The organism is Microcoleus sp. Pol11C2 (genome assembly GCF_036701505.1).
Classification (GTDB): domain Bacteria; phylum Cyanobacteriota; class Cyanobacteriia; order Cyanobacteriales; family Microcoleaceae; genus Microcoleus.
Genome location: NZ_JAUBQX010000017.1, coordinates 18,555 through 44,242, shown reverse-complemented (window position 1 = coordinate 44,242; position 25,688 = coordinate 18,555). Strand labels below are relative to the sequence as shown.

The window sequence follows — 25,688 nt, the reverse complement described above, 5'->3', positions numbered from 1 at the left end:
TACAAGGATTCTGGCCCATGACGAAGCACTACCGACAAAGATTAGTTGCCGTAATTGCCCTCTCGTTTCTATCTTTCACATCCCCTTTGCTGTTGACTTGCAATGCTGCGGCTGGAATTAAGGACGAACCCACAGCTAATCCCAAACAGATTGCCTCCCTCACCGAGAAGTTAAAGAGTAACGATGAAACGGCACTTGATCCAGCTATTAAGCTGTTACGAAAAATAGGTGAACCAGCCATCCCTGATTGGATGGAAGCTTTGCAGGATAAGAATTTGTCAGTCCCCCAGAGTGCTGCTGAGGTTCTAAGACAAATTGCTCTTCCTGCTATCCCTGCCTTTGTCAAAATCTTGAAAGACTCAGATGTGTCGGTTGGTGCAGAAGCTAAAACTGCACTGCCGCAGCTAATTCTGTTGCTGAAAGACTCCGATGCAACTGTGCGTAGCCGTGCTGAGTATGCTTTGGGAAGGATGGGTGCAGAAGCTAAAACTGCTGTGCCACACCTAATTCTGTTGCTGAAAGACTCCGATGCAACTGTGCGTAGCCGTGCAGCCAATGCTTTGGGAAGGATGGGCGCAGAAGCTAAAACTGCACTGCCGCAGCTAATTCTGTTGCTGAAAGACTCCGATGCAAAGGTGCGTAGCCGTGCAGACTATGCTTTGGCAAGGATGGGTGCAGAAGCTAAAACTGCTGTGCCACAGCTAATTTCCCTGCTGAAAGACTCCGATGCAACTGTGCGTAGTAGTGCAGCCAATGCTTTGGGAAGTTTCGGTGCAGAAGCTAAAACTGCACTGCCACAGCTAATTCTCTTGCTGAAAGACTCCAATTCAAATGTGCGTAGTAGTACAGCCTCTGCTTTGAATAAAATCCGTGCAAAAGCTTAAACTGCACTGCCGCAGCTAATTGTCTTGCTGAAAGACTCCAATTCAAAGGTGCGTAGTAGTGCAGCCTCTGCTTTGAATAAAATTTGTGCAGAAGCTAAAACTGTTGTGGCGCAGCTAGTGGCTGTTGACAAGGTGAAATTTAGAGTTAAATACTGACAGAATCGGCGCTAATTATAGCAATATGTACATTAGCCAACCTGACCCGGATCTTTGCACACAAATCGGTGCGTTTGATGAACAATGTCAGGCTTTTACTTTGGTGAGGCCGGGAGTTGAGGGCGATCGCGATCGGTGTTATTTCAACAATCGCGTGCCGTCGCCAAGTCTGAGAGAAAGCCGGAGTTATAGTTTAAAACCAAGGCGTTAAAGAAAAACGGAAGCGGAATGTTCTTAACGTTTCCCTTTTTAAGCTAAACTTCCCCCTACGGAGAAGTCTAACTCAACTTCCGAAGCGATTACAGAATTTCATCGACTACAACACCACGGATGTAACGGTTCACGGGGTTTAAAGCCTGACGTGAGAAAATCGCAGAGTCCGATTAAGGCAAGCCAGTTACATAATTCCTAACCAAATCCGGTTACAGGTTACTTCTGCGGACTTGGAATCTTGCTGAGAAATAATTCCTTAGTCCGAGAATCGCGATCGTACATATGTATAACAGGAACAAGTCGATTATCAACCATCACTTTGCCATCTTCAATCTCCCAACATCTCTCATGATCTCCACACAGTGTGAGGACGGCACCACTCTTCAAATTATGTCTCACCGTTTGGTTACTGGGAAATTCATAGTTAATCACCTTATTGAACATTGCTTGATCGAGAGGCTTACGACGATGGCGTTGAGCCTCCACCACCATTAATTCAAATAATTGCATCATGAGATGGTTTCCTCCTAATACTGTGCCTGCACAGAGTATAGGTTTTCCCAACAGTTTTTCAAGAGTTTTTTTTCCATAAACACCACTCACCCATTCACTATCTACATTTTCTGGAGTGGGCGCTCCAAAATAAATACCTGCTTCTTCAAAAACGTGAAGCTTACTAGAGTCTAAGTCATCGAAGGGAGAAGCTTGGAAAACAACATCACGCACATCTGAAGTCATAACCATTCGATAACTGGAGTTAACCTTAAGGAATGTATGGTAAGTAATCCACCGACCTGCTAGTGGATGAATCCAATTGGCAACCGTACTCCTATAATCCTCCTCTAAGTAGGTACGGTTAGACCCTGAACTTAGTCCAATTAAAGCTTGCAGTCCCACCATCTTTGCGTGATAGATGAGATTTAGGATCTTTGAGCTAGTAACCCACTTCCACACATTTTCAATGGGTATAAGGGTGATATTTTTTTCTAGAGCTACCTTTGCAAACTCATCTCCTAAAGCATTAATAAACACAACAATATCAACTTTATCTGGATCACAATGCTGACGAGTGGATACAACGAACCTGTAGAAATCATCGAATTTGCAGTTGGTTGCATAACCCATTATTAAGTCTTTCATTTTTTGTTACCTCAAAATCAGTAGATGTAAACAGTAAAGATACTAACAGAGTCTTAATTGAGTCGGGGTATAGCCGTCTAACCGTTGACCGAAAACGGCTTTTGTAATCACAAAAAAGTCGGCAGAGCCACAACTAATTGTGTCGCAGATATTGGGTGGCAGATGTGCAATACATGATTCAACCTACCATACTACAAATAGCTCATGTATGTCAACCTGTTCTTACTGCCCGTGGTCATCTTTTTTAGTCGCTCGAATTCTGCACACCATCATACTCAACAATTTAAGTGTTCGCATTTAAAAATGTTACCTACGTTACATACTGAAATACCTTATAACTATCCAAAAAAAACTAAAACCCACCGTCGGAGCTAGGGGAGAATCTGTATTAACAAAAGCCGTGCGCGATCGTTATTTAGCAAAATATTTAGCAAAAATTTCCGGTGCAAAGGATACCGAATTTCTGCCACCACAAATCACATCGCGTTATAATGTAACAATTACTGTACCGCCTGAATCTCCTTAACATCTGGCAGGAATGATGGTATAACAATCTACATAGTAGATTCGCAGCCAACGCAAACAAAAGTGCTGCCGACGATGTAGGCTGTACCAAGTAAAGACCCAGAGCGCTCAGGCTTGCCTGACGAATATCACCCGGGCAATCACAAAAGTTGTGCTATAGCTGCTTTCTACCTAATTATCTAGCCGATCGCGTATTCTCTGCCAGCGATATAAATCTCTACTACGAATCCAATCATCCCAATTGGTACAAAAGACCCGATTGGTATTTAGTTGTCGAAGTTTTGAGATTTTACAGAGACAGAGACTTGCGCCAAAGTTACGCGATTTGGGACGAAGCCGTAACTCCTGTAATCGCCATCTAATTTCTGTCACTAGGTAGGCAAGATGAAGATTTGGGGCTGACTGAATCGGAACCAAACAAACCGCAGACTAAGTGGCAGATTTACGAGATAATTTTGAAGATTCGTTATTACTTTGTTTTGAACAAATACAACAACCAATAGAGAGTATTTCGCTGAGTTGGCAACCTTTACCGCGAACAAGTGTTAACAGGTGTTCGATTCTGGATACTGGAAATAAAATTGAGTTTTGGTTTGTGCTAAGGTTCTTTCTTGGAACATCAGAGGTTGTGGCTGCGCTAGTATGATGTTAATGGCAATTTAGCTCGGACTCCAGAAGCATTTCCAAGACAGCGAGCTCAATTGGAAAGGCAGCGGGCAAATCCATTAGCCGATCGACTGCGAGCAATGGGCATTAATCCAGAGGAGCTGTAAAATTAAATAGCAGCATGAAATGGTGCAAGCTGCAAGCGCTGTCCATAAAATTTTATTAACTAAAAATAACTTATGCCTGAATCTACCTCATTGCGCGATCGCTACCTAGCCCTAATCGACAAAATTGTCGAAATCACCCTCAAAGGTCAAATTCGCTCCAAAGAACAAGTTTATCAAATGCTGGTGCAAGACATTAGTACGGGTACTGGCGAAATCTTTGAACGCTGTTTCGGCGAACGCCTTGATGCCGCCGAAAATCAAGTCAGAAATGAAAAAGACGAAATCAAACAAGCAAAGGCAAATCGCACCCTCCGAGCTCTCAAAACCATCCAAGGAGAATGGGAACGCTGGCAGAAAGATAACCGCGTCGATCGCGCAATTGCATCCTCAATCCAACAAATAGTTAGCGCCGAATCTAACGCCCGCCTCCTGGCATTATTGCAAGTAATTGACCCGAATAAAGAACATCCGCTGACTCTGGCTCAATTGCAGCAATTGGCAAAATCTCTGCACCAACAAATGCTGCAAACTGCCAATCCCGAAACCGAACAAGATTTGCAGCAAATCACCGCCGGCATCGCTAAAGGTTTAGAATCTTGGCAGCGTTTGGAACCGGAACTTGTGGGCTGGATTTATCAGCCGCAGCAGCTAGGATTTGCTGGTAGTCCCGAACAAAGTGGGCCTTGGGCTTTTTGGGCAAAAAAAGTTAACAGTCCCTTTCCCCAGGCTCTTTTGAATACTATTGCGCTCGGTGAATCTGTAGTTCAATTCGCAGCCCAGCAATCGAGTTTAGATTTAGGCATATTGGTGGAAGCGGCGATTATTTTGCAGTGCTTGCAGCGGGCGTTGGCGACATGGTTTGATAAGCAAGTTTATGATTCCAAAGTGTCAACAAAAGCTTCAATTTCTACTTACATTACTTTTGCGGTAATTTGGAGTCAGCTAGCTAGTGGGTTTAATAATTCTACCAAGAGCGGCGAGCAGTTGGCAAATGCTTGTTTTCAAGTAACTTTGCAAATTTTGCGCGCTTTTTCTCAGCGAGAATATTTTCCGCTTTACGGGGGAATTTTTGCTTCGTTTGATGGTAAAGCCCTGCGGCATACTTTGGATTATTTAGACGAACCGCTGCGCCGAGTTGAAGGCACTCAAGCAAAAGCTCGGATTCTGACGCTTTTGGGTTATTCGATGCAGGCGGCTGGGGCCTACGAGCGATCGCTCTTGCTGCACAAGCAAGCGCTGGAAATTGCCCGTACCGAAGGAGACAAAGCTTGCGAAGTTGCCAATCTCAATCACATCAGCCGCAACTATGTTGCTCAAAAAAATTATCAGGAAGCGATTAATTACAGCCAGCGGGCTTTAATTATGGCACGACAAGCCGGAGAGCGACAAGGCGAGGCAAATGCTCTGGCTAATTTGGGTTACAGTGAAGTGTTTCAAGCGCGGCAGTTGGAGGAGGTGGCACCGGAGGTTTACGAGAGTGCGATCGGTTATTTGGAACAAGGTTTGTTGCTATCGGAAAAATTGGGCGATCGCCAAAGTCAAGCTTTTTGTTCCAGCAGTCTCGGTATCGCTAAAATCGCCCTGGAAAATGCTGAATCTGCGATCGAATATTTGCTCAAAGGTTGGCAAGCGGCTCAATTTTCAGGGGATTTATATTTGCAAGGTCTGAATTTGGCTTACCTGGCTCAAGCTTATTACAGAATCAACTCACTAGAAAAAGCGATATTTGCAGGCAGTTTGGGGATGTATACTTTGGAGCAAATTGGTGCGATGGAGTGGCGTCAATCGGCGGGTTTGTTGACAATTTTGCGCGGTCAAATGGGGGCGGAATCTTTTAAACAATCTTTGGCTCAAAGTCGAGCGAATATCATTCCGGCGATCGGTGTTGACGGCTACGATTACATCCCGGAGTTGCTGGAAAAATATCAGCAATCTATTTAACTCTTTGTGGAACAGGCCCGAAAGCCTGTTGCTCAGAGGGGTGCAAAATGTAAGTTTTAACTCACCCAATAGCTGCATTATCAATAAGTCTTTCATGGGCGGGCTCTCCTGCCCACCCCACAACCAAATTTAAGGTCTTTGTGGAACGAACAGGCATCTTGCCTGTTCATGTATTTTTATGCACCCCAACCTCGAAATAATTAATGCTCAACTATCACGGGTGTGCCAACTGCGACTTTCTCAAATAAAGCCTGTGCGTCTTTATCAAACATCCTGACGCAGCCGTGAGAAGCCGCCCCCCCGATCGACTCTGGATTCGGAGTACCGTGAAAACCAATCACATTCTTGCCATCCGTCCAAAACCCCATCCACCTACTCCCTAATGGATTGTCTGGCCCCGCAGGAATAAGTTCTCCTGTCCAAGGATTTTGCCAAACAGGATCTTTGATCATTTGCATAACTTTAAAATTGCCTGTAGGAGTTTCCCACCCGCCTTTTCCCACAGCAACCGGGAAACTGGCTTGCACCTTATTTTGTCGGTAAACATAGACGCGGCGTTCTCGCAATTTCAGGACTAAACGCACTTCCTCAATAGGATTTACCGCAGGCTTTGGTTCCTGGGGAATATAACGAAATGGTTCTCCCAGGGGCGGCAGTTCTGGGGCTCCGAGATTCGGCAATTTTGTCTCGGATGTGGGCCGCTGCGCCGCGATCGCACTATTACTTGAATTAGCCACCACTTCGGCAGTCGCCTGCTGCTGTAGGCCAACCGACAGCGCGGCTGCACTCAAGCTCAGTACAATTAACTTGTCAAACAAAAATTTGCTCTTCACCATTGTTTTGTTCGCTAAACTCCTCACCAGCAGTTCCTACAAAGTTCCTATCTAATTATCCGCCAACCGCACCCGATCATAAAAATTTTGAGATGACTTTCTGACGGCAACTGCGCTGCACAGTTTTTAGTTGAAATTCCACCACTGATAATTTGTAACTCAACACAAAGCTTAGGCAATAATACTACGAAAAAAACAAGGTTTTTATAAGCGGCTCAGTGGACTTACGCAAGAGAATGTCGTGATAAAACCCGGTTTATGCGTAAATATTGCCAGAAAATGATTAAATTATACCTCCGACTAATTTGATTTTTTAGCCATGACCGACTGGGGATCGAGTATTCAAACTATGGCGCTGCTGTATCCGGCAAGCACAATCTGTCTTTGGGTAGAGCTGCCCCCAGCAACAGTTAGGTTGGGGGAAAAAAACTGCTACGGTCGATCGAATAAACTCAATATATCACGGCAACACTCTAGAGATGCAAACCGCTGAACTTGTTGTAAATCGGGAACTTATGATGTAAAATTTAGTCTTTCAATACTTGTTCGATAATCTTTTTTTGAGATTGTCATAAATTTCCTACTCTGGGGATTAAACTGGATTAGGTATAGAGGTTGGGACTTTCGTGCAGCGGAAGCAAACCCGACCCTGAATAGCAGTTAATGTGAGGTTTCAATGCGTCTTCAGAACATCAAATTATTGACAGGTGCAACACTGTCGGTGGTAATTTCGGCGGTCTCAGTACCTCCTGCGATGGCTAACCCTGCAACTCAAATAGCCCAAACGCAGACCACCACAACAGCAAACACTACAACCATTGTCGGTTTTGTCAAAAGTATTGTCGGCGACGTAGTAACTATTCGCGAAGAAAGCGCGCCGTACAGGACTCTCAGGATTCAAAGATGCGTCCTGAGAATTATTGGCCTCGTACCGGGAATGAAAGTCAGAGCCACCGTCGCCGGATCTCAGATACAAAATATCGCGGTGATCCCTGATTATAAGGTGGTAGCCACAACGGTTGCTCGTCCCGCAACCCCAGCACCGGCACCGCGTCCGGCCCCAGAACCGCCACCGCGTCCGGCTCCTCGTCCGGCTCCGGCTCCGGCTCCGATTCCGGCTCCCCGTCCAATTCCGGCTCCGGCTCCCCGTCCGGCTCCTGTGAGAGGACTTTGGTAAAGATAGGTTATACCATTTTAGATTTTCGATTTTCGATTAGAGAATTGCGAATGACCAAAAGCAATGTGGTCACAAGCCCCGTGATTCATTCGTGGAGCGAGAAAAAAGCTCGAATCAGGATCGCAAGCCCTCGGAGTTATCAGTGGCGTCGCTTTCTTCAATCTAAAATCTAAAATCTAAAATCTAAAATCGATTGACTGATCGAGCTCAAGGTTTGGAGCACTAGCCTACACTTGCATTCTTTTTTGCAACTGGTATCAGTAAATGGAATTAAGCCACCGCGCCGGCGGTGGCTTAGCTGTTTAATAGCAGTTAGAATAATAGAATTGTTCAGCAATTGTTGAGAAATCGCTGCTATGTATTACTTGCGTTTCTTGCTGCTAATTCTTCTGTTGCCGGTGATGGCGTGCGATCGAGCTACAGATGCGATCGCCCCTGCTGTGGGCGACAACGGCCCCCTGTCGCAAATTCCCTCCCGTGCACCGCTGACAAATGTTGGGACAAATCAAATTGTACCGACCAAACCGCTGTCGCCGCAGCCCATCCGTATTGTTGCAACTTCTTTGCCGCAGCCAGGAGCCAGCGAAAGCGCCTCAAAACCTCCTCAAGTAGTACCGATTCCCGCATCGCCAGTGCTGCGAGTGCCTCCTGGCTTTGTCGTTAACGTTTTTGCTGACAATTTAGACGCTCCCCGATGGCTGGCTTTGACGCCGACAGGCGATGTTTTGGTAACAGAAACGCGACAGAATCGGATTACACTGTTGCGGGATGCCAACAGCGACGGGGTTGCTGAGGTTCGCAAGACTTTTGCAAGTACCCAAAACGGGTTAAATATTCCCTTTGGCATGGCTTTTGGCGATCGCTATTTTTTCCTGGGAAATACCGCTGAAGTCCGCCGATTTCCCTACACAAAAGGGCAGGAACAATTGACCGGTACTGGTCAAAAAATTGCCGATTTACCGGGGGGCGGCTACAACCAACACTGGACGCGAAATGTTGTCGTTTCCCCCGACAATAGCAAGCTTTTCGTATCAGTTGGCTCGCAATCTAATGCGGATGTCGAGGCGCTGCCGAGGGCTTCTGTTCAAGTGATGAATTTGGACGGCAAGAACCAGCAAATTTTCGCTTCCGGTTTGCGAAATCCGGTGGGATTGGATTTTCACCCAAAAACAAATCAACTCTACACGACGGTCAACGAACGCGACGGTTTGGGAGATGATTTGGTGCCGGATTACTTCACAAGAATTCGTCAAGGCGAGTTTTACGGCTGGCCTTACGCTTATTTTAAGCCGAATTTGCTCGACCCGCGCCACTCCAGAAGCGGCAATAGCGATCGACCTGATTTAGCGGCTAAAACATTAATGCCGGACGTTTTGTTTCAGGCGCACTCGGCCGCTTTGGGGCTTCAGTTTTACGACGGCAAAACTTTTCCCAAAAGATTTCTCAACGGGGCATTTGTGGCGTTTCGCGGCAGTTGGAATCGGAACGCTGGAACTGGTTATAAAATCGTGTTTGTACCTTTTAATGCGGCGAATGGACGCCCTCAAGGTTATTATGAGGATTTTCTGACTGGTTTTCTGACAGATCCGTCGGGCCCGAAAACTTGGGGACGGCCGGTTGGTTTGCTGGTTTTACCTGACGGGAGTTTGCTGTTTACTGAGGAAGCGAACAACCGGATTTATCGGGTGCAGTATCGCGGGTGACGGTTGGGCGATGAATAAATTATTCACCAGCGTCTACTTTTTGTTGAATTAACAATGTATCTTCTTTTATAATTTCACTATTCAATTTTGATAGTCGCTGGGTTGGGGCGGGTTTTGTAGAGAGATTTTCTGCTGTTGGTTCTGATTGCGGGCTAAAACCGCCTCTACAAGCCTCGAATATATCAGAACGATCGAGATTGTGCGATCGCGCTTTAAAATCCAGAACCGGGTTGTTTGAGAAATTCCGCTTCTTCGGGGGTTGTTTCGCGTCCTAGAATTTCATTGCGGTGGGGAAATCTCCCAAAACATTCGATTATTACCAAATGCTGCAACGCGTATTCAATGAGTGAGTCGCTGTCAGGTTCGCCGCTGAGTTGGCGAAATAGTTCGACAGATTTTTGCTGATTTTCTAAGTTTTCGCTGTGTTGAAAAGGCAGATAAATAAATGATTTTTGTACAGTCAGCAATTCGCGATCGAAGTTATGATTAATAGCGTATTCGGCGGTGGCTAAAGCTTTGTTGTCTGTGGCGAATGCTTGGGGCGTTCCGCGAAACATATTACGCGGAAATTGATCGAGCAGTATAATTAATGCTAGGCAATTTTCGGGGGAATCTTGCCATGAGTCGAGTTTACCGGAGGCGGCGAGTTCGTATTGCGGCAGAAAGCGCGATCGCACTTCTGCATCAAAATCCGCATCTTTTTCAAACCATTTCTTTTGGACTTTGCCAAACTCTGGAGAGTGCGATCGACCAAACCAAAAATCTAAAACTTCATTCATTAGCAATCTAGTATGCGATTGATTGTTGATTAAAGCTTCTGTGTCTGTAGTTGCACAAAACGTGCTATCTGTGCAACTACAAACCACAGCGATTAATGATTAGCAATAATGACTTAGGAACCTTTGTTGTGCAGTGCTTAAAGTTAGGAACTAGCAAACAGTCTGTCCCAAGTTTTGCCTCCCACAACTCCGTCTACAGGAATATGAGCTTGTCGCTGAAATCTTTTCACTGCATTTTCGGTTGTCGGACCGAAAACGCCATCAATTACGATCGGGTGTGGGGACAAGCCCCGCGCGTTCAACAACTTTTGCAGTTTCTTCACATCGTGCCCTTTCGAGCCGCATTTTAAAATCCTTTTATGGTGTCTCACTGCTGGTCGATGGCAATCATCAGTGTAGCAAACTGCGGAGCCCGCTGCATAGTTTGCTCTACTTGTGCCCGTCAAAACTAATAGTGCGAGAATTGCTAGTAAATAATAAAAAGTCTGCGATCCGGCCATACTTTCCCTGTTAATTTTTCAAGCGTTTTTTGCAAGTTGGACGATTGTTTGAGGGTGAGAAACCGGGTTTATAGGATGGGGGCATCCAATCTTGATTGACCAGGTTTCTGGCAACAGTCAACCGACATTCTACAATATAAGTGGCTTTACTGCAAAATCTCCGATCGTGCAAGTTAAATTTTGTTGCTCTTTGTTAGCAGCAAAGGTAACAATTACTTCGCAAGCAACTGCAACCGTCAGCATTACCAAGTTTCGCGCCAGCGGGTAATCGCAAACGTCATCATTCGCCGCTGAAGGAACCCGATAGTGTTGGTTCCAAATTATTTCCGAGTAATCGGCAGCTAATCCGACGTGCACGCATGGAAGGGAGGCACTCGCACAGTAATCCTTGACTGCTTGCCGCCCGACACTGTTATCAAAAGTATCGATGACTGTAGCGCTGTTGGCCAGCAGCCGATCGGCATTTGCGGGCGTCAATTCTTTTGAGTGCGCGTCAATGCTGACTCCCAAAGCGCGGTAGAGGTTGTTGGCGAGAATTTTGGCTTTGAATGCGCCGATGTCCGATCGATAATAAGGTTGAGTGGAAAGGTTGCATTCCTCGATGCGATCGCGATCGATGACTTTTAACTGACAAAAGCCCGATCGCGCCAGACTTTCTGTAATATTCGCACCCAAAGCGCCCGCCCCGCACACCGTTACCGGGAAATTTTTGATCTGCGACATCACGCCCGCACTTCTGTAAAGTTGTTCGTGAAAAAATATACTCATGGTAATCAAGAATTAGCGATTTTCGACGACTCCAACCAATGAATGCAAGTCGAAGTCTTTGTCCAATCCGCTCAGACAAATGCCAGCACTCATAACTGTCAAGTCATTTTTGGCGATCGCAGAAGTGTGGTGTTCTCCCGTTCCGCTAGTCCATTCAACCAGCCAATAATTTTCGCGATCGCCAAAATCCCGCAATTCACCGCCGCCCATTTTTAGCGCCCGCTGCAAGCGCTGTTCTGCCCGCACTTTTGGATTGAAATCTTTAATATTTCGGGACACCAATTCGTAAACTGTTCGCATTTCCGGTGTCATCCCTTTAAAGCAAACTTCTTGAGGCAAAATCACCTTTTTCAAAGCTGCTTTCAATTCCTCAGACGACCGCGGATCGGCGCGTCTATCAATCTCTTCAAACCACAAACAATGACCGTCCCAGCGCGTAACGATCTGCTCAAACTGCGAACCTTCAGTTACTAAATGAACTGGTACGGGTTTGGCAACACCAGTGCGCTGTTTAGCATCAGATTCGTTAACAGGATAAGCCAGCCAAGTTTGCCCTTGCAGCACGCAAGCCAACTGCAAGCGAACGGGTACGAGCAGTTGCAAATACTCGGCTACTTGCGGCAAACTCGGTTCCTCAATAACCGCAGCAATTTTCTCATTGACTGGCCCAAAAATAGCCCATCCTTCAAAGTTGCGTGGCTGCGGTTGAAAAGTATAAATCATTGAGCTAACTCTTATCCGCACGCTTCCCCCGCGCACGCAGGGCGCCAGAAATTGGGTATCGAGTAGGTGCGCTTCTTGGGCAGCGAGTTGGCTGAGGATTTGGCGGATATCTGCCACTGAATTTACCTCCGTCATCTTAGTTTTTGTTACCCAAAACACTTTTAATTTAAAAAAATATAAAGATTGCTCAACACTATTGACAGGAATTAATCTCCTAATCTAATATTGAGAAAACCTCGCAACTTAACCTTGTAAATATCGTAAGTAAATATGCTGCAAAAGCTTTTTTCTAAGTGGGTTGTAGTCACAGCTTTGACACTTCCTCTTTTTGGCTCAGTCCAGGTAGCCCAAGCTCAGGACACCTATGGAGCTACTGCTTATTCTCCGACTTCTGACGCCACTGGTATTAGTTGGGATCATGCTACAGAGAAAGAAGCACTAAACGCAGCAGTAGTCGTGTGCAATGAACAAAGCGGAGGTGCGAACGACTGCGAACCCCTGACATCTAATAGTAATAATTGTGGAGCGATCGCAGTAGGCAAAGGAGGAGCCGGTGCGGGCTGGGGCGACGATAAAGAAGCAGCAGAAGCTCAAGCTCTCGCAGGTTGCAGCGAACTAGAGGGCGGCAGTTGTAAAGTGCAGCTTTCAGCTTGCAACAACTAATTAAACGGATAAAAATCGGTGGAACAGGTGTATATGTTTGCTGCTAAAACAGCTTAAAAAATAGTAAACGTATGGTGTGCATTGCACACCATACCAAATACAACTCAGCTAAAATTAGGGTACGCAATGCAAACCCTACGCAGTTAATCTCCTACTTCGGAAGTAACTGCATCGGGTGGCAGCAAACTTTCTAATCTATCTTTAGACCAATATTCAGTAGGGTAAGCGAGTGCAATAATATCAGAGAGTCGAATCAGCCACGTAACTTGTCCGTAAGCATCGATATGTTCCGCCTGTTCGTTAGGGGGAACTATCACCAAAAGTTCCACAAACTCCCCGAACAAATTAATCGGGATGCCTCCGAAACTGCTATTATTTGTTTTAATCCAAACTTTGCTGCCTCGATCGAGAGCTTCTTGGAGTCGCTGGCAGAGCAAACTGGATTTTTTGAGCTGGGATTTTTTGGCTTTCGACTTTTTTCCCATAGTTTTAAGAAGTTAAAGTAGTTGTATTGTGGGTTGCACAGTTCGTTGCACAGTTCGCTGCACAGTTCGTTGCACAGTGGGTTGAGATTTAGCGCAATCGCAGTTTGGTATAGAAACGGACTGAAGCAAAAGGGCGATCGCCCCGTTGCTACCCCATCACTCTAGTCTATAAGAAAGCGCTGTACTGCGATCGTAATAACAATTTAATCCCAAAATGGGGAAATGACACCAGCTCAAAAAAAATGCCATTGTCGCCCAACTCCCAACCCTGGTTGTCATCAGTGATTCCCAATCTAAAATCTAAAATCTAAAATCTAAAATGGTATTACCTGCCGTATCATGTTACACAATCAGTCAACGAGGCCCGTGTTTCTACTGTGTCCAAATGCAGTATAATCGGCGGAATCTTCCCAAATCGTTTAAGTAAAACAATGGACTGGCGAAAGCTCATTCATCCCAACCCGAAAGCTTCAACAAGTCAACCAGCAGCGCCAGAAACTCGATTGTCTGTAGAATTTTTGCTGGGACTCTTTGCAGCGGGATGGACGGAACAACAAGTGTTAGAGAAATATCCTGCACTGACTTCGGAAAAGTTACGCGCTGCTTTGGCTGGTGCCGATTCCCAGTTAGTGTCATCCATAGCTAATCCAGAATTACAAGCAATTATCGCTCAAACTAGAGAATAATTTCCCAGAGATAAAAGGCTTTCGTTTTATGACGAAAACAATTGAAATTTCCACAGCATCACAGCCTCGATAGCTGAGTACAAATCCCAAGTTTCTCGAAATTATCGAGAAGGCGAGAGAGGAGTTGAGAAGTAGGAAAACGCTTTCGCTTGAGGAAATAAAGCGGGCCGTTTTGGAGTAAAGTGCGATCGGGCTCCTCACTCTATTAATTTATATAGCAACCGCCACATAGGTTAGGACATAAATAATCTCATGAATAGATCCTATGACCCTTTAGCATAAACGGTTTGATGCTCGTAGTATGTAACTGTCAACTGTCAACTGTCAACTGTCAACTGCTATACCTTTTGGAATTGAGCAAGAAACCCCTAACCCACCCTCACCAATATCAATAGACCTGCACGCGGTAGTAACTTTAACAATGCCCTGTACGTTTGTAACAATGCAAGGCTTGATTTGTGATACGGGGTTTGAACCCGCTTGGTTATGGCCCCTCAACCGTACCATCCAACTTAACCCTGTTGGGGGTTGTGCTCGCTTCTATTGCATTGGCTACCAACTTGCTCAATCGATAAGTTCACTATTCCAGTTTGCTTGCTGTATTTTAGTATCTAACTCCCGATACTGTCTAGACATTCGATCGATTTGCGTTTGCACTTCACCAACGTCGATCGTACTGAAAAATTTGACTTCAGATCGAGTATAGCGGTCTTGCCTCAAAGCGCTTGCGTCAACTAAAGAATTGTAAATGCCGCGCTTAAGCCCGAGAGCATCTCTGTTCGCTAAAGCATCCGATAAAGTCACTCCATCTTCCAGAGTTGTCAGCGAATTAGTCTTGTTAATTTTCTTAATTAAGTCTTCCAGTTCTTGCACCCCTGCATCTAATTCGCTAATTAGTGCTTGGGGATTTTCTGGAGGTTCTTCTCCTTCCTGTACTTTAGCACTTCTTGTCAATCTGGCTCGCAGTTGTTCCATTCTTTTTTGACAGTCCGCTCTTAAAATTAAAGCTTCCGCTAGTTTCATAGTGTCTTGTCCTTAAGATCCGTGCAAATTTTTGCTATATAATAAGTAAGGTGTGCAGTGCACACCCTACATTTTACTTGTCATCCCTCACAGGCAGCGACGTGTCGAGAATTTCCATCAACAATTCCAGTCGCGAAGGACGACTCAACATCGGCACTAAATTCGGTAATGAGTAATAATCACCCGCAAACGTAAAGGTTTCCACCGATACTTGTTTGTCCTTCAAGTGCTTCTCAACATCTTCGCACCAAGCACCAACTCGCACAATCAAAACATCAGGAATTACCCCCAAACGGCGGCAGTAATTGGGATAAGCATCCACGAAGTAAGGTGAAGAGTTTTCGCCTTCATCTGTTACCAGGATGAATTGCTCAACTACCTGTTTCTTAATTCGCATTGCTTCCACCGCGCAACCGCAACTTGTGCCTCCGCCAGCGCGAATGTGCTTGAAAGCGCGTTCCCAGTCTGTCAATTCGCTGCCGTTTGCTTGCAATGGATATGGCATCGTGTCAAAGGCATAAACGAACAGTGCAGCGTCGGAAATGCCGGAAATCAAAGCAGCGAGACGCTTACCGACTTCGATCGCACTTTCCATCGAACCAGACTTGTCAATCAACAAACCGGTTGCTTTCGCAATCTTGCCGCGCTTCTTCACCTGTTCGTTTGTCACCGCTTCCAGCTTCGCCGCCGTTGCTGCGTCGAAGTTCGCGCCCGTGCCCGCAACACTCGCTTTGTAAGCAGAAACCCGATCGCACTTTGCCGCTTCATCCAGCTTCGAGTCAATCAACTGCTTGACTTCCGGGTGCTCCATCGCGCCGCGCGACTGAATCGATTTCAAATTGTTGATGACTTCCTGCGGCGACATCGAGTTAATCAGCGCGGCCAAAACCGTTGGCGTTAGCTGTCTGATCGCACCAACTGCGATCGTATACGGAATCTTGTACTCAACAATCAAATTCGCCTGTTCCGCAGGTGTCGCCGCCTTGGCCAACTGCTTCAAAACGAATGCCAGAGAGTCTTCCGGCGGATTGTCTTTAAACAGAATAGCATTAGCGCGATCGCTCGGCTTGACGTGCAGCGTTGCGTACAAATGCTTCATCGCCTTGCGGTTGCGGATGGCAGCGCGATCGAAAAACTGCGGATTCTTTTCCCGCGATTTCAGATAGCGAGTGACAGCAGTGCGCGCGCTGCGGGGCACCTTATTCTGGTGCCGCTTCATAAAGTCCACAATCCGCGAAACCTCGTAGGGAGGGAACTCTTGCAGCATCATAAAACCGGCATCTCGGTGTTCCGTCAGCGCCGAAGTCAGCAAATTTCCGGCAAAAACTTCCTTGTGATCGCGCACGTCGCCGTTACGTTGATACCACACTGCTAAATGACCGTAAAAAATGGGGTCTAATTCGATAATTAACTTGTGAATTTCTGCTACTTTTTCTAATACACGGTGAGGAGTGGTGAGCAGACTGTTGAGCATTTCCAAACGCAAATCGCGTTCTGCTGTATTCATATTCATTGGTGTTACCTTCCTATTCGATTTTGGATGTTGGATTTGAGAAGTATTCAAAATCGGTGGTTGGCAGTTGTTGCACGCTAGCGAGTGAAATTTAAAAATCACCGCGCAAGTTTGGGGAGCTTTTTTTAGTAAACCTATGGCTAAACCTAATAGGGTCTGTATGTAAGCTCTCGCGATTGGGGCGCGGCAAAAACTGCGATTTGAAATTAACTATTTCAGGGAAACTGTTTCTAATTCCATCGCTCTCAAATCTGGTTCAACCCAGTTATTTCGAGCTTCCCAAGACATCAGCCGATCGCGCGTGTAGTAGCGAAAGGGTAAAGTGCGATCGGCATATTTTGCAATCAAACCGTTAGCCAGATGTACGATCGACCGATTTTGGCTTTCATCGGCGAGATATCGGCGAATAGTTCGCACCCAAAACAGCGTTAGCGTTTCGTGATACCCGCTGTTTTTTGTGGTTTCAATTCCTTGAACCGAGTTGTAACGTTTAATGCCATTGCGAATCGCATTGATTGCTTCTTGCTCGGAGTCATAAAACAGATACCAAAGGGCAACGGTTAAATGTGCCTCGTGCGTCCATTGACTTCGCGACAGGTTGCATTCTTGGAAGGCATGAATCACACTGTCTATCTCTTTGGGCGATCGGTAAATTATAGTTTTTTTGGTCATAATTTAAGTCTCCTCACACACCACTTTTATATCTAACTTTTTATAAAGATGAGATGTTCCGCACAAGTTTGCGAAGCGTTTTGACTGTCCGATGGCTCTACCCCTGAGCTACAGCCCCTTAAACGGGGCTGGCAGGATTTGAACCTGCGACCAATCGATTAGAATGTGTGTATTCGCTTCACTCGTTAGGGTGCGGAACAAAATTTTTATAATCTCTAAGCTAGAAATTTTTGACTTGTGATTATTCTAAATTGCTCAATTATTTTTGCTTTTTATAGCATTAAAAGTCACTTCGCGCAAGTTAAGAAAGCCGTTTGCACATACGCAGGAGTTGAACCCGCGACCTTTTCTTTTTAAGAGAAATGCTCTACCAAGAGCTAGTATGTAAGCTTCCTTGATTAGGGCGCGAAGTGGAACTTTTAAGCGCCCGATAGATATAAAAAATTCAGCTATAAAAGGCAGCGCACAAGTCAGAGAAGCTTTAGCCTCGCGGCAAGTAGGAATTGAACCTACGATTCGATTTTAAGTCGAACGTATCCAGTTTGTAAGCTTCTTTAGTTGGGGTGCGCTGTCTAATACGTGCTTTAAGTGAATTTCTAGCCGTAAACGGCTTCTGGGCGGACAATTAAATCCCCACTGGGACGGCGATCGAGCACGTAAGACTCGAAGCGAGATCCCTTGACATCAAAATGGTTGGCTAGACGTTCCTTAATAGCTCGATCGCTCATTCCTGCCTCGATGCCCAGTTGGTTTTCTGCCAAGTCATAGGAACGTCCTTCAAAACGAATGTGAACCATTACCGATACCTCCTAGAGCAATTTTGAATTTTGGATTGGTAGCTTATCTGCTCTCGACTTTGGCTTTTTGTGAGACTTAGCAAATTGCCAGTATCGGTAAAGATTCACGAAATCTGATAATCTTTACGGAAAGAAGCGCCGTTTTAGGTGATAAGCTTGTTTGATTTGGCAGATTTCCTCAGCCTTTTTGGTTGCTTGAAATCTGGCCGAACTTGTCTGTTCTGAATCCGCATGAAATTCATTGAAATTAGACTGATTTCGTACAGCATCTGACTCTGGTCGAGTCAGTTTGTAACCGAACAGTCTCGTATAAAGTAACAACATGACAATTGAGTCTGTATTGCAAGACTTTCAAATTGATGTTCCTTGAAATTTTGAGCAATATTTAGTTGTCAAGGTTCAGAATTTGCACGAAAAATACAGGTTTTTGCTTGTCCTGCGCTTTCCATGTCTTTATACTACATTTGTACTACACAAGTGTCAAGGGGGTAGCAAAAGTTTTTTAGATAAAACTTACACCAGTGGCGAGAAACCTGGTTTTTTCACGAAAATATTTCGTTGCAACCCGCAGATCCGGTAAAAAACCCGGTTTCTTTGGTCAAAGCGCGATCGCGAACTGTAACATCGATCAAACGTCCTTAACATAAGAAATGCTGTCGCGAATATTGTGGAAGCCAGCAGACTCGTAAAGATGCAATGCACCTGATGAATTTTCAGCATCGACGCCGAGAATAGCAGTAGCCACACCGGCAGCTTTGAGCCGATGCAAACCAGCGAGCAACATCGCTCGTCCCAATCCCATTTTGCGGAAGCCGCGCCTAGTGCCGAGACAAGCAATCCAGCCTTCATTGCGCCCGGTACGATCGCACTCTTCCACACAAATCAGGCAGGAACAAAAACTGACAAATGTGCCGTCATCAGCAACAGCAATCAAGTCTAAATCATTTCTGTAATCGGGTTTAGCTAACTCGTGCTTAAATTTATCCACCGTTAAATCGTGATGATTCCAGTGATCGATAAACGACTGGTTGAACATTTCTACCCAAGCTGCCGCCTCCTGTTGGCCGGGGAACTGACGCAGCGCGAAACCTTCGGGGAATTGCGGTTCTGGGAGCGGTTCAGAGAGCGATCGCGCCATTCGGTAAAAATAGCGATCGGCCTTAAAACCGCAATTAGCCAGCACAGAAATGCGAGCGCAATCCTCAGCGCGCGCGTAGGTTCGCAGTTTCACGCGCGCGCCCCGCATCGCAGACACTTCGCGCATCCGCACTTCACCCCAGGCGATCGCGGCTGCTTCCACATCGCCTCCGCGCGCCTCCGGTTGGACGCGAAACCACAGCCAACCGTCAATTACTTCCCCAGGCTCAGAAACTGACAACTGAGCAAAACCGATTAATTTTCCCTCCGCATCTTCCCAAAGGCGGATATCGCGGGCTTTGTCTAGAGACGGTGCGTTAAATTCTTGTTGGAGTTCCGAGATGGAAGTGCCTTCATCGAGCTGATCGACTTCTTCGCAAGTATTGATTAAATGGGCGATCGCATCTAAATCGCGATCGCCCGCATAGCAGCGCGCCGAGAGATTTGCCATCATAGCTAATCACAATTTCCTGTGCTTATTCAGTTTAAAAATAGCTTGGGCGATCGCACTTTTATCGATCGACTCGCCCCAATGGTCGATCGGCATTAAAAATCCGACCGCGCAAACACGCCGACGCCTCGAACCGCTACAGCAGTTGACTGCACTCGTGAGTTTCGATAAATTCAGGTTCAGGATTTGGGATGGGAGTAGAAGGACTTGAACCTTCGACCTTGAGATTAAGAGTCACCTGCTCTAACCAACTGAGCTATACTCCCGCATCTAAGCTAGTATAACACAACCGTTCTGAAAAATCAACTATTTTTGGAAAAATTTGTGACGATCGCCCTTACTCCAACATTTAATTTAAGTTTGATCGCGCTGATTCCACATTTGATTTAAGCGCGATCGACCTCAAGCACCTCCCCAGAGTTGTGCAAAACGTGCGGCAGACCATCCAACCAAATCTGATACTTGGCCATCTTCAATCTCGACAATTCGCTTGACTCCATCTTGGCGATCTACTGCATCCACACAGAAAAATTTGCTGTGAATTAATGAGTAAGGTGGAATTTTGCCCACCTTACTGATTCTAATTGCTTCCGAAAACGTCTATTTCAGAATTCGGGAGACGACACCCGCGCCGACAGTGCGATTACCTTCGCGGATGGCAAAACGCATATTTTGTTCGATCGCGATCGGCTGCAACAACTTCACAGTCATATTAACCCGATCGCCCGGAACTACCATGTTGATCGTGCTCCCGTCATCAGCCGTAAAAGATGCGATCGTACCCGTAACATCCGTTGTCCGCACGAAGAATTGAGGGCGATATCCCGCAAAGAAAGGAGTTCGGCGGCCGCCTTCTTTTTCCGACAGCACGTAAACCTCAGAATCGAATTCAGTGTGAGGTTGAATTGAACCGGGTTTAGCAAGCACCATCCCCCGCTCAATTTCGTCTTTTTGGATGCCACGAAGCAACAAACCGACATTATCTCCAGCCATTCCTTCATCCAGAAGTTGCTGGAACATTTCAACGCCGATAACAGTTATCGTGCGAGTGTTTTGGATTCCCACCAATTCCACAGTATCGCCGACTTTGATTTTACCCCGCTCGATTTTGCCCGTGGCGACAGTTCCCCGGCCTTTGATCGAGAACACATCTTCAACAGCCATCAGAAAAGGTTTGTCAATATCCCGATCGGGCGTAGAAATCCAGTCATCTACCGCATCCATCAAATTGTAAATGCCATCAACCCACTCATCCTCGCCGCGCTGAATTTTCGGATTAGCAGTCATTTTTTCCAGCGCTTTCAGTGCCGAACCTGCGACAATTGGAATATCATCGCCAGGGAAACCGTAAGAACTGAGAAGTTCGCGAATTTCTAACTCCACCAACTCCAAAATTTCCGCATCGTCCACCATATCTTTCTTATTCAAAAAGACAACCAACTTCGGCACTCCCACTTGCCGCGCTAACAAGATATGTTCGCGAGTTTGAGGCATCGAACCATCTGCAGCCGACACGACGAGAATTGCACCATCCATTTGAGCGGCACCCACGATCATGTTTTTCACGTAATCAGCGTGACCCGGACAATCAACGTGAGCATAATGGCGATCGCCAGTTTCATACTCAACGTGAGCCGTATTAATCGTGATTCCCCGCTGTTTTTCTTCCGGTGCAGCATCGATTTCATCGTACTTTTTAGCCTTGGCCCGACCCTGTACAGCCAGCGTCATTGTAATCGCCGCTGTTAGGGTTGTTTTGCCGTGGTCAACGTGACCGATCGTACCGACATTGACGTGGGGTTTGTTCCGTTCAAATTTGGTGCGTGACATTACATTTGATTCTCCTCTAAGAGTTGTTTTTGGTTTCTAATCATGAGTTTTTAGTCCTTAGCCTGTTATTGATGACTAATGACTGATGACTAATGATTAAAAAGGAAAGTGGAAGAGTCGAACCTCTACAGCTTTCGCCGTACGCTGGTATTCCAAACCAGTTGCCGTCCACACAGCCGCACTTTCCAAGTTTTGGATTTTTAACCGCAGATAAACGCTGATTAACGCTGATAGATTGAAAGTGGGTGGTATAGGAGTTGAACCTATCTGGTACCGGTTAAAAGCCGGGTGCATAACCGCTTTGCTAACCACCCTTAAAAATTCAGCGTTTGTGTAATTCCTAAAAAATCATTGTGTAGTAAACACTTCAGTCATTTTTTTCCCCCAGCAATTGCAACGCCTAAAGTCCCGATTGCTAATGCTTCACTCGATAATGAAGTAACATGAAACCGTTGCTATAGATTTTGCGCTCGGCAAGTTCCAAATTGGTCGGCTCAATGGCACGGGAAAAAAGAGGAATTCCCGCTCCGATAACTACCGGATTCAACTTCACAATCATCTCGTCAATCTCCGAAAAAAGAGTTGCCCCTAAACCGCCACCACCGCAGAGCCAGATGTCTTTACCCGTTTCTTTTTTCAATTCCTGAACCAATGCGACAGGATTGTCCGAAACAAGTTCAATATTCTCATCGGGACTGGCTTTCATAGTGCGCGAAAAAACATACTGCTTCAAGCTGGGATAAGGATTAGTTACACCAAAATTTAGCCCTACCTCATAGGTTTTCCGTCCCATCAAAACCGCATCAAACTGCTTGTTCTCTGCACGAATGCCTCGTGCTTCCTGAAAGTGAGCCGGAAAAGTTTCAGGAAAGGAATCGAACAAATCAGCAAAATGCTCTCCTTGCATAGGAAAACAATCAAATGAGCCATCTTCGCGAGCAATAAACCCGTCAACGGTGCAAGCAACGTAATATTTTAGTTTTCTCATATTTAACCTTTCTTTTGTTAAAATGTTAAAGACAATAAATGGAGAGGACGGGACTCGAACCCGCATCGATCGACAGCAACTTTCAGGAAACGCGCTTCCTTACTGCCCGCAAGCAGATGAGAACTGCCCCCATCTCGGACTGTTAATTCCTTTCAGTGCCTCCGCAACCCGCTGCCAGTTTTCGTTTTCAGGGAACGTCGCGAAGCAACTTTTTACCCTACTCAACAAACCCGCTCGTCCTTTTGGGAGCCGCTTTTCCAAAGTTTTTACGGTGCCATTCCACTTAGGCGACCTCCCCATAATTTTGCTCCGTCTAGGATAGCAAATCTCGTGAAAAAATCAACCATAATTGTCCCTTATTTATATATAAAATCATAAGCAATCCACCGAGGAGGTACTGCCCCTCCTATCCCCGCGTTATCAGCACGGTGTCTCGCTTTTCGACTTCCAGTGGTTAAAAGGAAGATGAAGGAATCGAACCCTTACAGTTACCTGTACCCCAGTTTTCAAGACTGGTTGCCAACCATTTAGCGGCATCTTCCAAGGGGTGTCTGACGGGGCTTGAACCCGCTAATAACTAGCTTCACGGGCTAGCGTCTCGACCGCTTCGACTTCAGACACCGTAAGTGGAGTCAAGGAGGATCGAACTCCTAACCTCTTGCGTGCAAAGCAAGCGCTCTACCAATTGAGCTATGACCCCGGCTAAAAGATTCACCTGTGGAGTAAATCTAAAATCTAAAATCTAAAATCTAAAATTGGTGTGGTGGATTGCGATCGGATTTGAACCGATATCTTTCTAACAGCCAGTTAGATGCTTTACCAATTAAGCTACGAACCCCAGACAGCAGGAGCGGTAGGACTTGAACCCACAACATTCGAGGTAGAAGCTCGACACTCTATCCAGTTGAGTTACACTCCCGTATTTTTTGTTGATGTGTGCGATCGGACTTTGACGTGCAAGTTATCAGAGCATTGCGTGTTCTCAGTTACTAGAGGGACTCCGCCGATGAGTTATTACACACTCTTTAAAGGATGGCTACCTTTAAGCCAACCTGCCGGGTTCATCGCACTCCTCGTTCTCAAACGCCCGCTGATGTTGACAGCGTTACCTTTCCTCTCGTACTAAAGTATGTAGGCTCCAAAGATTGGGGCACGCAAAGGGCGATCGATCTTAATATAAAAAATTATCCATTCAATGGAATCAACCTCCTTAAATTAAAGAAAAAACAACGAGAGTGGTAGGACTCGAACCCACAACATCCGCGTCCGAAGCGCGGCGCTCTATCCATTGAGCTACACTCCCATAAACTGGTAGTCCTGACAGGATTTGAACCTGCAACATCTTGCTTGTAAGGCAAACGCTCTACCGTTGAGCTACAGGACTACAAAAGCGGATGATGGGACTCGAACCCATGCGCTGAGAATGGCATACTCAGATGCTAGCCGCTACATGACATCCGCAAACCGATTTTAGATTGGAAATTTGAGATTTTGGATTGAAAAAATCTCTCGTTTAGCCAAGCGGATAACGAGGCTCGAACTCGTGCCTAGAGTTTGGAAGACTCGAATGCTACCGTTACACCATATCCGCAATTGTGGGGCTGGTGATAGGAATTGAACCTACAACCGACTGATTACAAATCAGTTGCTCTGCCTAATTGAGCTACACCAGCACGCCAAGCAGATGGCGAGATTTGAACTGGCAAGAAAGCTTACAAAAGCCTCATGTTGCCAATTACATCACACCTGCATTTTTGGTGGCGGGGGCAGGAGTTGAACCTGCTATTAAGAGGCTTATGAGACCTCCAAGCCTACCCAGGCTACTTCACCCGCGATGTCACCAAATACCCCTGACTGGCATCGAACCAGCACTAACTAGATCCTAAATCTAGCGCCTCTACCGATTGGGCTACAGGGGCAAAACCGATTTGAGATTTGAGATTTGAGATTTGAGATTGAATAAAACCTCATACCCCTGACAGGACTCGAACCTGCAAAAAACACTCGTTCTGAGCGAGTGATGTTTTCCAATTACATCACAGGGGTAAAGTCGGGATGGTTGGATTTGAACCAACGACTCCATGCTCCCAAAGCATGGCTTCTGGCCGCTGAATTACATCCCGTTCATGCTCCTAGTGAGACTCGAACTCACACTCAAAATAAAACAGATTTTAAGTCTGCCGCGTCTGCCAATTCCGCCACAGGAGCAAGTAGAAACTTAGTTGAAAATTTGGTACTCCTGGTGAGATTTGAACTCACACAACACAATTTTTGAAATTGCGGCCTCTGCCAATTGGGCTACAGGAGTGTAATTGCTCTGCTTTGGTAATAGCAGAACTGGGAAGGCAGGGATCGAACCTGCATTTTTCCGCTTTCAAAGAGCGGTGCCATACCGATTAGGCGACTTCCCAATAATTGGGTGCCGGGGTAGGCTTTGAACCTACAGAAACTCCTATTTCAGAGATAGGCGACTTTACCAATTTGTCTACCCGGCAATTTAAAAAATGGCTGCCCCAGTAGGACTCGAACCTACAACCTAGCGGTTAACAACCGCTTGCTCTACCATTGAGCTATAAGGCAACGCAATCCCCCAAGTCAGTATCGAACTGACGACCTCCTGCTCTTCAGACAAGCGCTCTACCAACTTAGCTATCGGGGGAAAACGGAGAAGGAGGGATTTGAACCCTCGACGGCTGTTAAACCGCTCTTTCTTAGCAGGAAAGCGCCTTAAGCCACTCGGCCACCTCTCCACAGCGAGAACGGAGGGATTTGAACCCCCAAATCTTCAGTTTCGTAGACTGAGATGTTATCCAGTTACACCACGTTCTCAAGATTGCAACTGCATATTAAATGCAGTTACAAATGGGTCGGGCTGGAATTGAACCAGCAACGCTTTAAGCTACTGTTTTACAGACAGGTACCCACGCCAGTAGGAGGGCCGACCCAGTTTGGAAGTGCTGACGGGAGTTGAACCCGCAATCACTTGGGTGAAAACCAAGCGGCTTAAACCATTTGCCTACAGCACTATAAATTGGCACAGGAACTGAAGCGAGAAGGGAGGGATTTGAACCCTCAATCTTCAGTTTTATTAACTGAGATGTTATCCAGCTACACCACGCTCTCTTGCTTTGCAACTGCAGATTAAATACAGACAGTTGCAAATGGGCCGGGCTGGAATTGAACCAGCAACGCTTTAAGCTGCTGTTTTACAGACAGTTTCCTACACCAATAGGAGAGCCGACCCAGAAAAATTGGAAGTGCTGACGGGAGTTGAACCCGCAATCACTTGGGTGAAAACCAAGCGGCTTAAACCATTTGCCTACAGCAC

25 protein-coding genes and 30 tRNA genes are annotated in these 25,688 nt (G+C 46.0%); 9 read left to right on the top strand and 46 right to left on the bottom strand.

Translation table 11 applies throughout. The features are described from left to right. The first annotated feature begins 17 nt into the window (after positions 1 to 17). Genes QUA42_RS12445 through QUA42_RS12435 form a run of 3 tightly spaced genes read left to right on the top strand, consistent with a single transcriptional unit; the run spans position 18 to position 1,251 of the window. Positions 18 to 884, top strand: a complete 867-nt coding sequence (locus QUA42_RS12445) for a HEAT repeat domain-containing protein (RefSeq protein ID WP_333137540.1) — start codon at positions 18 to 20, stop codon at positions 882 to 884. 6 nt (positions 885 to 890) lie between these two features. Next, positions 891 to 1,040, top strand: coding sequence for a HEAT repeat domain-containing protein (locus QUA42_RS12440; RefSeq protein ID WP_333137592.1), 150 nt, complete (start codon positions 891 to 893; stop codon positions 1,038 to 1,040). A 4-nt stretch (positions 1,041 to 1,044) separates the two neighbouring features. Beyond that, positions 1,045 to 1,251, top strand: a complete 207-nt coding sequence (locus QUA42_RS12435) for a PAN domain-containing protein (protein WP_333137591.1) — start codon at positions 1,045 to 1,047, stop codon at positions 1,249 to 1,251. Between the two features lie 218 nt (positions 1,252 to 1,469). Here the strand turns inward: QUA42_RS12435 and QUA42_RS12430 are convergent, their stop codons facing one another. Beyond that, a complete protein-coding gene (locus tag QUA42_RS12430; protein ID WP_333137539.1) occupies positions 1,470 to 2,393 on the bottom strand; it encodes a hypothetical protein in 924 nt (307 codons plus the stop codon). Positions 2,394 to 3,067: 674 nt separating this feature from the next. Between QUA42_RS12430 and QUA42_RS12425 the strand changes: the two genes are divergently transcribed. Next, complete coding sequence (locus QUA42_RS12425) at positions 3,068 to 3,280, top strand: hypothetical protein (RefSeq protein ID WP_333137538.1); 213 nt, start codon at positions 3,068 to 3,070, stop codon at positions 3,278 to 3,280. A 483-nt stretch (positions 3,281 to 3,763) separates the two neighbouring features. Beyond that, positions 3,764 to 5,632, top strand: coding sequence for a tetratricopeptide repeat protein (locus QUA42_RS12420; RefSeq protein ID WP_333137537.1), 1,869 nt, complete (start codon positions 3,764 to 3,766; stop codon positions 5,630 to 5,632). Between the two features lie 200 nt (positions 5,633 to 5,832). Here the strand turns inward: QUA42_RS12420 and QUA42_RS12415 are convergent, their stop codons facing one another. Further along, positions 5,833 to 6,468: a L,D-transpeptidase gene (locus QUA42_RS12415; RefSeq protein WP_333137536.1), complete on the bottom strand. Its 636-nt coding sequence runs from the start codon at positions 6,466 to 6,468 to the stop codon at positions 5,833 to 5,835. A gap of 673 nt (positions 6,469 to 7,141) precedes the next feature. On the opposite strand from QUA42_RS12415, the gene QUA42_RS12410 reads away from it, so the two are divergent. Together QUA42_RS12410 and QUA42_RS12405 are read left to right on the top strand one after the other, a co-directional pair. Beyond that, entirely contained in the window at positions 7,142 to 7,642 is a 501-nt protein-coding gene (locus tag QUA42_RS12410) for an autotransporter (protein WP_333137535.1), read from the top strand. A gap of 356 nt (positions 7,643 to 7,998) precedes the next feature. Continuing rightward, positions 7,999 to 9,345, top strand: coding sequence for a sorbosone dehydrogenase family protein (locus QUA42_RS12405; RefSeq protein WP_333137534.1), 1,347 nt, complete (start codon positions 7,999 to 8,001; stop codon positions 9,343 to 9,345). A gap of 212 nt (positions 9,346 to 9,557) precedes the next feature. On the opposite strand, the gene QUA42_RS12400 is transcribed toward QUA42_RS12405, so the two are convergent. The 4 genes from QUA42_RS12400 to QUA42_RS12385 form a co-directional block, all read right to left on the bottom strand. Next, complete coding sequence (locus tag QUA42_RS12400) at positions 9,558 to 10,124, bottom strand: DUF924 family protein (protein ID WP_333137533.1); 567 nt, start codon at positions 10,122 to 10,124, stop codon at positions 9,558 to 9,560. A gap of 143 nt (positions 10,125 to 10,267) precedes the next feature. After that, the gene (locus QUA42_RS12395) at positions 10,268 to 10,624 is read right to left on the bottom strand and encodes a peptidoglycan-binding domain-containing protein (protein WP_333073710.1); all 357 of its coding nucleotides are present in this window, start codon (positions 10,622 to 10,624) and stop codon (positions 10,268 to 10,270) included. Between the two features lie 129 nt (positions 10,625 to 10,753). Then, positions 10,754 to 11,392, bottom strand: a complete 639-nt coding sequence (locus tag QUA42_RS12390; protein WP_333137532.1) for a ThiF family adenylyltransferase — start codon at positions 11,390 to 11,392, stop codon at positions 10,754 to 10,756. A 12-nt stretch (positions 11,393 to 11,404) separates the two neighbouring features. Next, the gene (locus tag QUA42_RS12385) at positions 11,405 to 12,232 is read right to left on the bottom strand and encodes a hypothetical protein (RefSeq protein ID WP_333137531.1); all 828 of its coding nucleotides are present in this window, start codon (positions 12,230 to 12,232) and stop codon (positions 11,405 to 11,407) included. Between the two features lie 153 nt (positions 12,233 to 12,385). On the opposite strand from QUA42_RS12385, the gene QUA42_RS12380 reads away from it, so the two are divergent. Then, the gene (locus QUA42_RS12380; RefSeq protein ID WP_333137530.1) at positions 12,386 to 12,778 is read left to right on the top strand and encodes a DUF4189 domain-containing protein; all 393 of its coding nucleotides are present in this window, start codon (positions 12,386 to 12,388) and stop codon (positions 12,776 to 12,778) included. Between the two features lie 143 nt (positions 12,779 to 12,921). Here the strand turns inward: QUA42_RS12380 and QUA42_RS12375 are convergent, their stop codons facing one another. Continuing rightward, positions 12,922 to 13,263 carry a hypothetical protein gene (locus QUA42_RS12375; RefSeq protein ID WP_333137529.1) on the bottom strand — a complete coding sequence of 114 codons (342 nt, stop codon included), beginning with the start codon at positions 13,261 to 13,263 and terminating at the stop codon, positions 12,922 to 12,924. 431 nt (positions 13,264 to 13,694) lie between these two features. Here QUA42_RS12375 and QUA42_RS12370 point away from each other — a divergent pair, with 431 nt between their 5' ends. Continuing rightward, positions 13,695 to 13,949 carry a DUF433 domain-containing protein gene (locus QUA42_RS12370; RefSeq protein ID WP_333137528.1) on the top strand — a complete coding sequence of 85 codons (255 nt, stop codon included), beginning with the start codon at positions 13,695 to 13,697 and terminating at the stop codon, positions 13,947 to 13,949. Positions 13,950 to 14,513: 564 nt separating this feature from the next. Here QUA42_RS12370 and QUA42_RS12365 read toward each other — a convergent pair. The 39 genes from QUA42_RS12365 to QUA42_RS12175 all read right to left on the bottom strand — a co-directional run bounded on the left by QUA42_RS12365 (position 14,514) and on the right by QUA42_RS12175 (position 25,688). Continuing rightward, positions 14,514 to 14,972, bottom strand: coding sequence for a DIP1984 family protein (locus tag QUA42_RS12365; protein WP_333137527.1), 459 nt, complete (start codon positions 14,970 to 14,972; stop codon positions 14,514 to 14,516). A gap of 73 nt (positions 14,973 to 15,045) precedes the next feature. Next, positions 15,046 to 16,485 (bottom strand): hypothetical protein, encoded by a 1,440-nt coding sequence (locus tag QUA42_RS12360; protein WP_333137526.1) that lies wholly within the window; start codon positions 16,483 to 16,485, stop codon positions 15,046 to 15,048. A gap of 210 nt (positions 16,486 to 16,695) precedes the next feature. Beyond that, positions 16,696 to 17,157 carry a hypothetical protein gene (locus tag QUA42_RS12355; protein ID WP_333137525.1) on the bottom strand — a complete coding sequence of 154 codons (462 nt, stop codon included), beginning with the start codon at positions 17,155 to 17,157 and terminating at the stop codon, positions 16,696 to 16,698. Positions 17,158 to 17,473: 316 nt separating this feature from the next. Beyond that, positions 17,474 to 17,544 (bottom strand) — tRNA-Leu (locus tag QUA42_RS12350). A 209-nt stretch (positions 17,545 to 17,753) separates the two neighbouring features. After that, on the bottom strand, positions 17,754 to 17,954 hold the full coding sequence (locus QUA42_RS12345; protein WP_333137524.1) for a hypothetical protein: 201 nt from the start codon (positions 17,952 to 17,954) through the stop codon (positions 17,754 to 17,756). A gap of 123 nt (positions 17,955 to 18,077) precedes the next feature. Beyond that, positions 18,078 to 18,278: a radical SAM protein gene (locus QUA42_RS12340; protein WP_333137523.1), complete on the bottom strand. Its 201-nt coding sequence runs from the start codon at positions 18,276 to 18,278 to the stop codon at positions 18,078 to 18,080. 304 nt (positions 18,279 to 18,582) lie between these two features. Then, entirely contained in the window at positions 18,583 to 19,545 is a 963-nt protein-coding gene (locus tag QUA42_RS12335; RefSeq protein WP_333137522.1) for a GNAT family N-acetyltransferase, read from the bottom strand. 189 nt (positions 19,546 to 19,734) lie between these two features. Beyond that, positions 19,735 to 19,808: transfer RNA gene (locus QUA42_RS12330), tRNA-Lys, on the bottom strand. Between the two features lie 136 nt (positions 19,809 to 19,944). After that, complete coding sequence (locus QUA42_RS12325; RefSeq protein ID WP_333137521.1) at positions 19,945 to 20,112, bottom strand: ATP-grasp domain-containing protein; 168 nt, start codon at positions 20,110 to 20,112, stop codon at positions 19,945 to 19,947. A 30-nt stretch (positions 20,113 to 20,142) separates the two neighbouring features. Further along, entirely contained in the window at positions 20,143 to 21,372 is a 1,230-nt protein-coding gene (gene tuf, locus QUA42_RS12320; protein WP_333137520.1) for an elongation factor Tu, read from the bottom strand. Positions 21,373 to 21,614: 242 nt separating this feature from the next. Beyond that, positions 21,615 to 21,686 (bottom strand) — tRNA-Lys (locus tag QUA42_RS12315). Between the two features lie 101 nt (positions 21,687 to 21,787). Beyond that, positions 21,788 to 22,360 (bottom strand): dihydrofolate reductase family protein, encoded by a 573-nt coding sequence (locus QUA42_RS12310; RefSeq protein ID WP_333137519.1) that lies wholly within the window; start codon positions 22,358 to 22,360, stop codon positions 21,788 to 21,790. 459 nt (positions 22,361 to 22,819) lie between these two features. Then, positions 22,820 to 22,902: transfer RNA gene (locus QUA42_RS12305), tRNA-Ser, on the bottom strand. A gap of 4 nt (positions 22,903 to 22,906) precedes the next feature. Beyond that, positions 22,907 to 22,981, bottom strand: a tRNA-His gene (locus QUA42_RS12300). Between the two features lie 6 nt (positions 22,982 to 22,987). Continuing rightward, positions 22,988 to 23,060, bottom strand: a tRNA-Ala gene (locus QUA42_RS12295). A 61-nt stretch (positions 23,061 to 23,121) separates the two neighbouring features. Further along, positions 23,122 to 23,198: transfer RNA gene (locus QUA42_RS12290), tRNA-Ala, on the bottom strand. Positions 23,199 to 23,205: 7 nt separating this feature from the next. Next, positions 23,206 to 23,279 (bottom strand) — tRNA-Arg (locus QUA42_RS12285). A gap of 311 nt (positions 23,280 to 23,590) precedes the next feature. Further along, a tRNA-Arg gene (locus QUA42_RS12280) sits at positions 23,591 to 23,663 on the bottom strand. Between the two features lie 6 nt (positions 23,664 to 23,669). Further along, a tRNA-Val gene (locus QUA42_RS12275) sits at positions 23,670 to 23,744 on the bottom strand. A 5-nt stretch (positions 23,745 to 23,749) separates the two neighbouring features. Further along, positions 23,750 to 23,821, bottom strand: a tRNA-Gly gene (locus tag QUA42_RS12270). A 59-nt stretch (positions 23,822 to 23,880) separates the two neighbouring features. Further along, a tRNA-Gly gene (locus tag QUA42_RS12265) sits at positions 23,881 to 23,951 on the bottom strand. Positions 23,952 to 23,956: 5 nt separating this feature from the next. Continuing rightward, positions 23,957 to 24,033: transfer RNA gene (locus tag QUA42_RS12260), tRNA-Thr, on the bottom strand. A gap of 6 nt (positions 24,034 to 24,039) precedes the next feature. Continuing rightward, a tRNA-OTHER gene (locus tag QUA42_RS12255) sits at positions 24,040 to 24,110 on the bottom strand. A 95-nt stretch (positions 24,111 to 24,205) separates the two neighbouring features. Continuing rightward, positions 24,206 to 24,279, bottom strand: a tRNA-Leu gene (locus tag QUA42_RS12250). Positions 24,280 to 24,330: 51 nt separating this feature from the next. After that, positions 24,331 to 24,406, bottom strand: a tRNA-Leu gene (locus QUA42_RS12245). A gap of 4 nt (positions 24,407 to 24,410) precedes the next feature. Beyond that, positions 24,411 to 24,483: transfer RNA gene (locus tag QUA42_RS12240), tRNA-Pro, on the bottom strand. Positions 24,484 to 24,487: 4 nt separating this feature from the next. Beyond that, positions 24,488 to 24,568, bottom strand: a tRNA-Leu gene (locus tag QUA42_RS12235). A 23-nt stretch (positions 24,569 to 24,591) separates the two neighbouring features. After that, positions 24,592 to 24,668: transfer RNA gene (locus QUA42_RS12230), tRNA-Leu, on the bottom strand. A 29-nt stretch (positions 24,669 to 24,697) separates the two neighbouring features. Continuing rightward, positions 24,698 to 24,771 (bottom strand) — tRNA-Gln (locus QUA42_RS12225). A gap of 5 nt (positions 24,772 to 24,776) precedes the next feature. Then, positions 24,777 to 24,855, bottom strand: a tRNA-Gln gene (locus QUA42_RS12220). Between the two features lie 10 nt (positions 24,856 to 24,865). Continuing rightward, positions 24,866 to 24,940: transfer RNA gene (locus tag QUA42_RS12215), tRNA-Asn, on the bottom strand. A 6-nt stretch (positions 24,941 to 24,946) separates the two neighbouring features. Beyond that, positions 24,947 to 25,019, bottom strand: a tRNA-Phe gene (locus tag QUA42_RS12210). Positions 25,020 to 25,023: 4 nt separating this feature from the next. Continuing rightward, positions 25,024 to 25,110 (bottom strand) — tRNA-Ser (locus QUA42_RS12205). Positions 25,111 to 25,114: 4 nt separating this feature from the next. Further along, positions 25,115 to 25,189, bottom strand: a tRNA-Arg gene (locus QUA42_RS12200). Between the two features lie 34 nt (positions 25,190 to 25,223). Beyond that, positions 25,224 to 25,305, bottom strand: a tRNA-Tyr gene (locus tag QUA42_RS12195). A 4-nt stretch (positions 25,306 to 25,309) separates the two neighbouring features. Then, positions 25,310 to 25,386: transfer RNA gene (locus tag QUA42_RS12190), tRNA-Glu, on the bottom strand. 23 nt (positions 25,387 to 25,409) lie between these two features. After that, positions 25,410 to 25,483: transfer RNA gene (locus QUA42_RS12185), tRNA-Tyr, on the bottom strand. 39 nt (positions 25,484 to 25,522) lie between these two features. Continuing rightward, positions 25,523 to 25,604 (bottom strand) — tRNA-Tyr (locus tag QUA42_RS12180). Positions 25,605 to 25,612: 8 nt separating this feature from the next. Next, positions 25,613 to 25,688: transfer RNA gene (locus QUA42_RS12175), tRNA-Glu, on the bottom strand.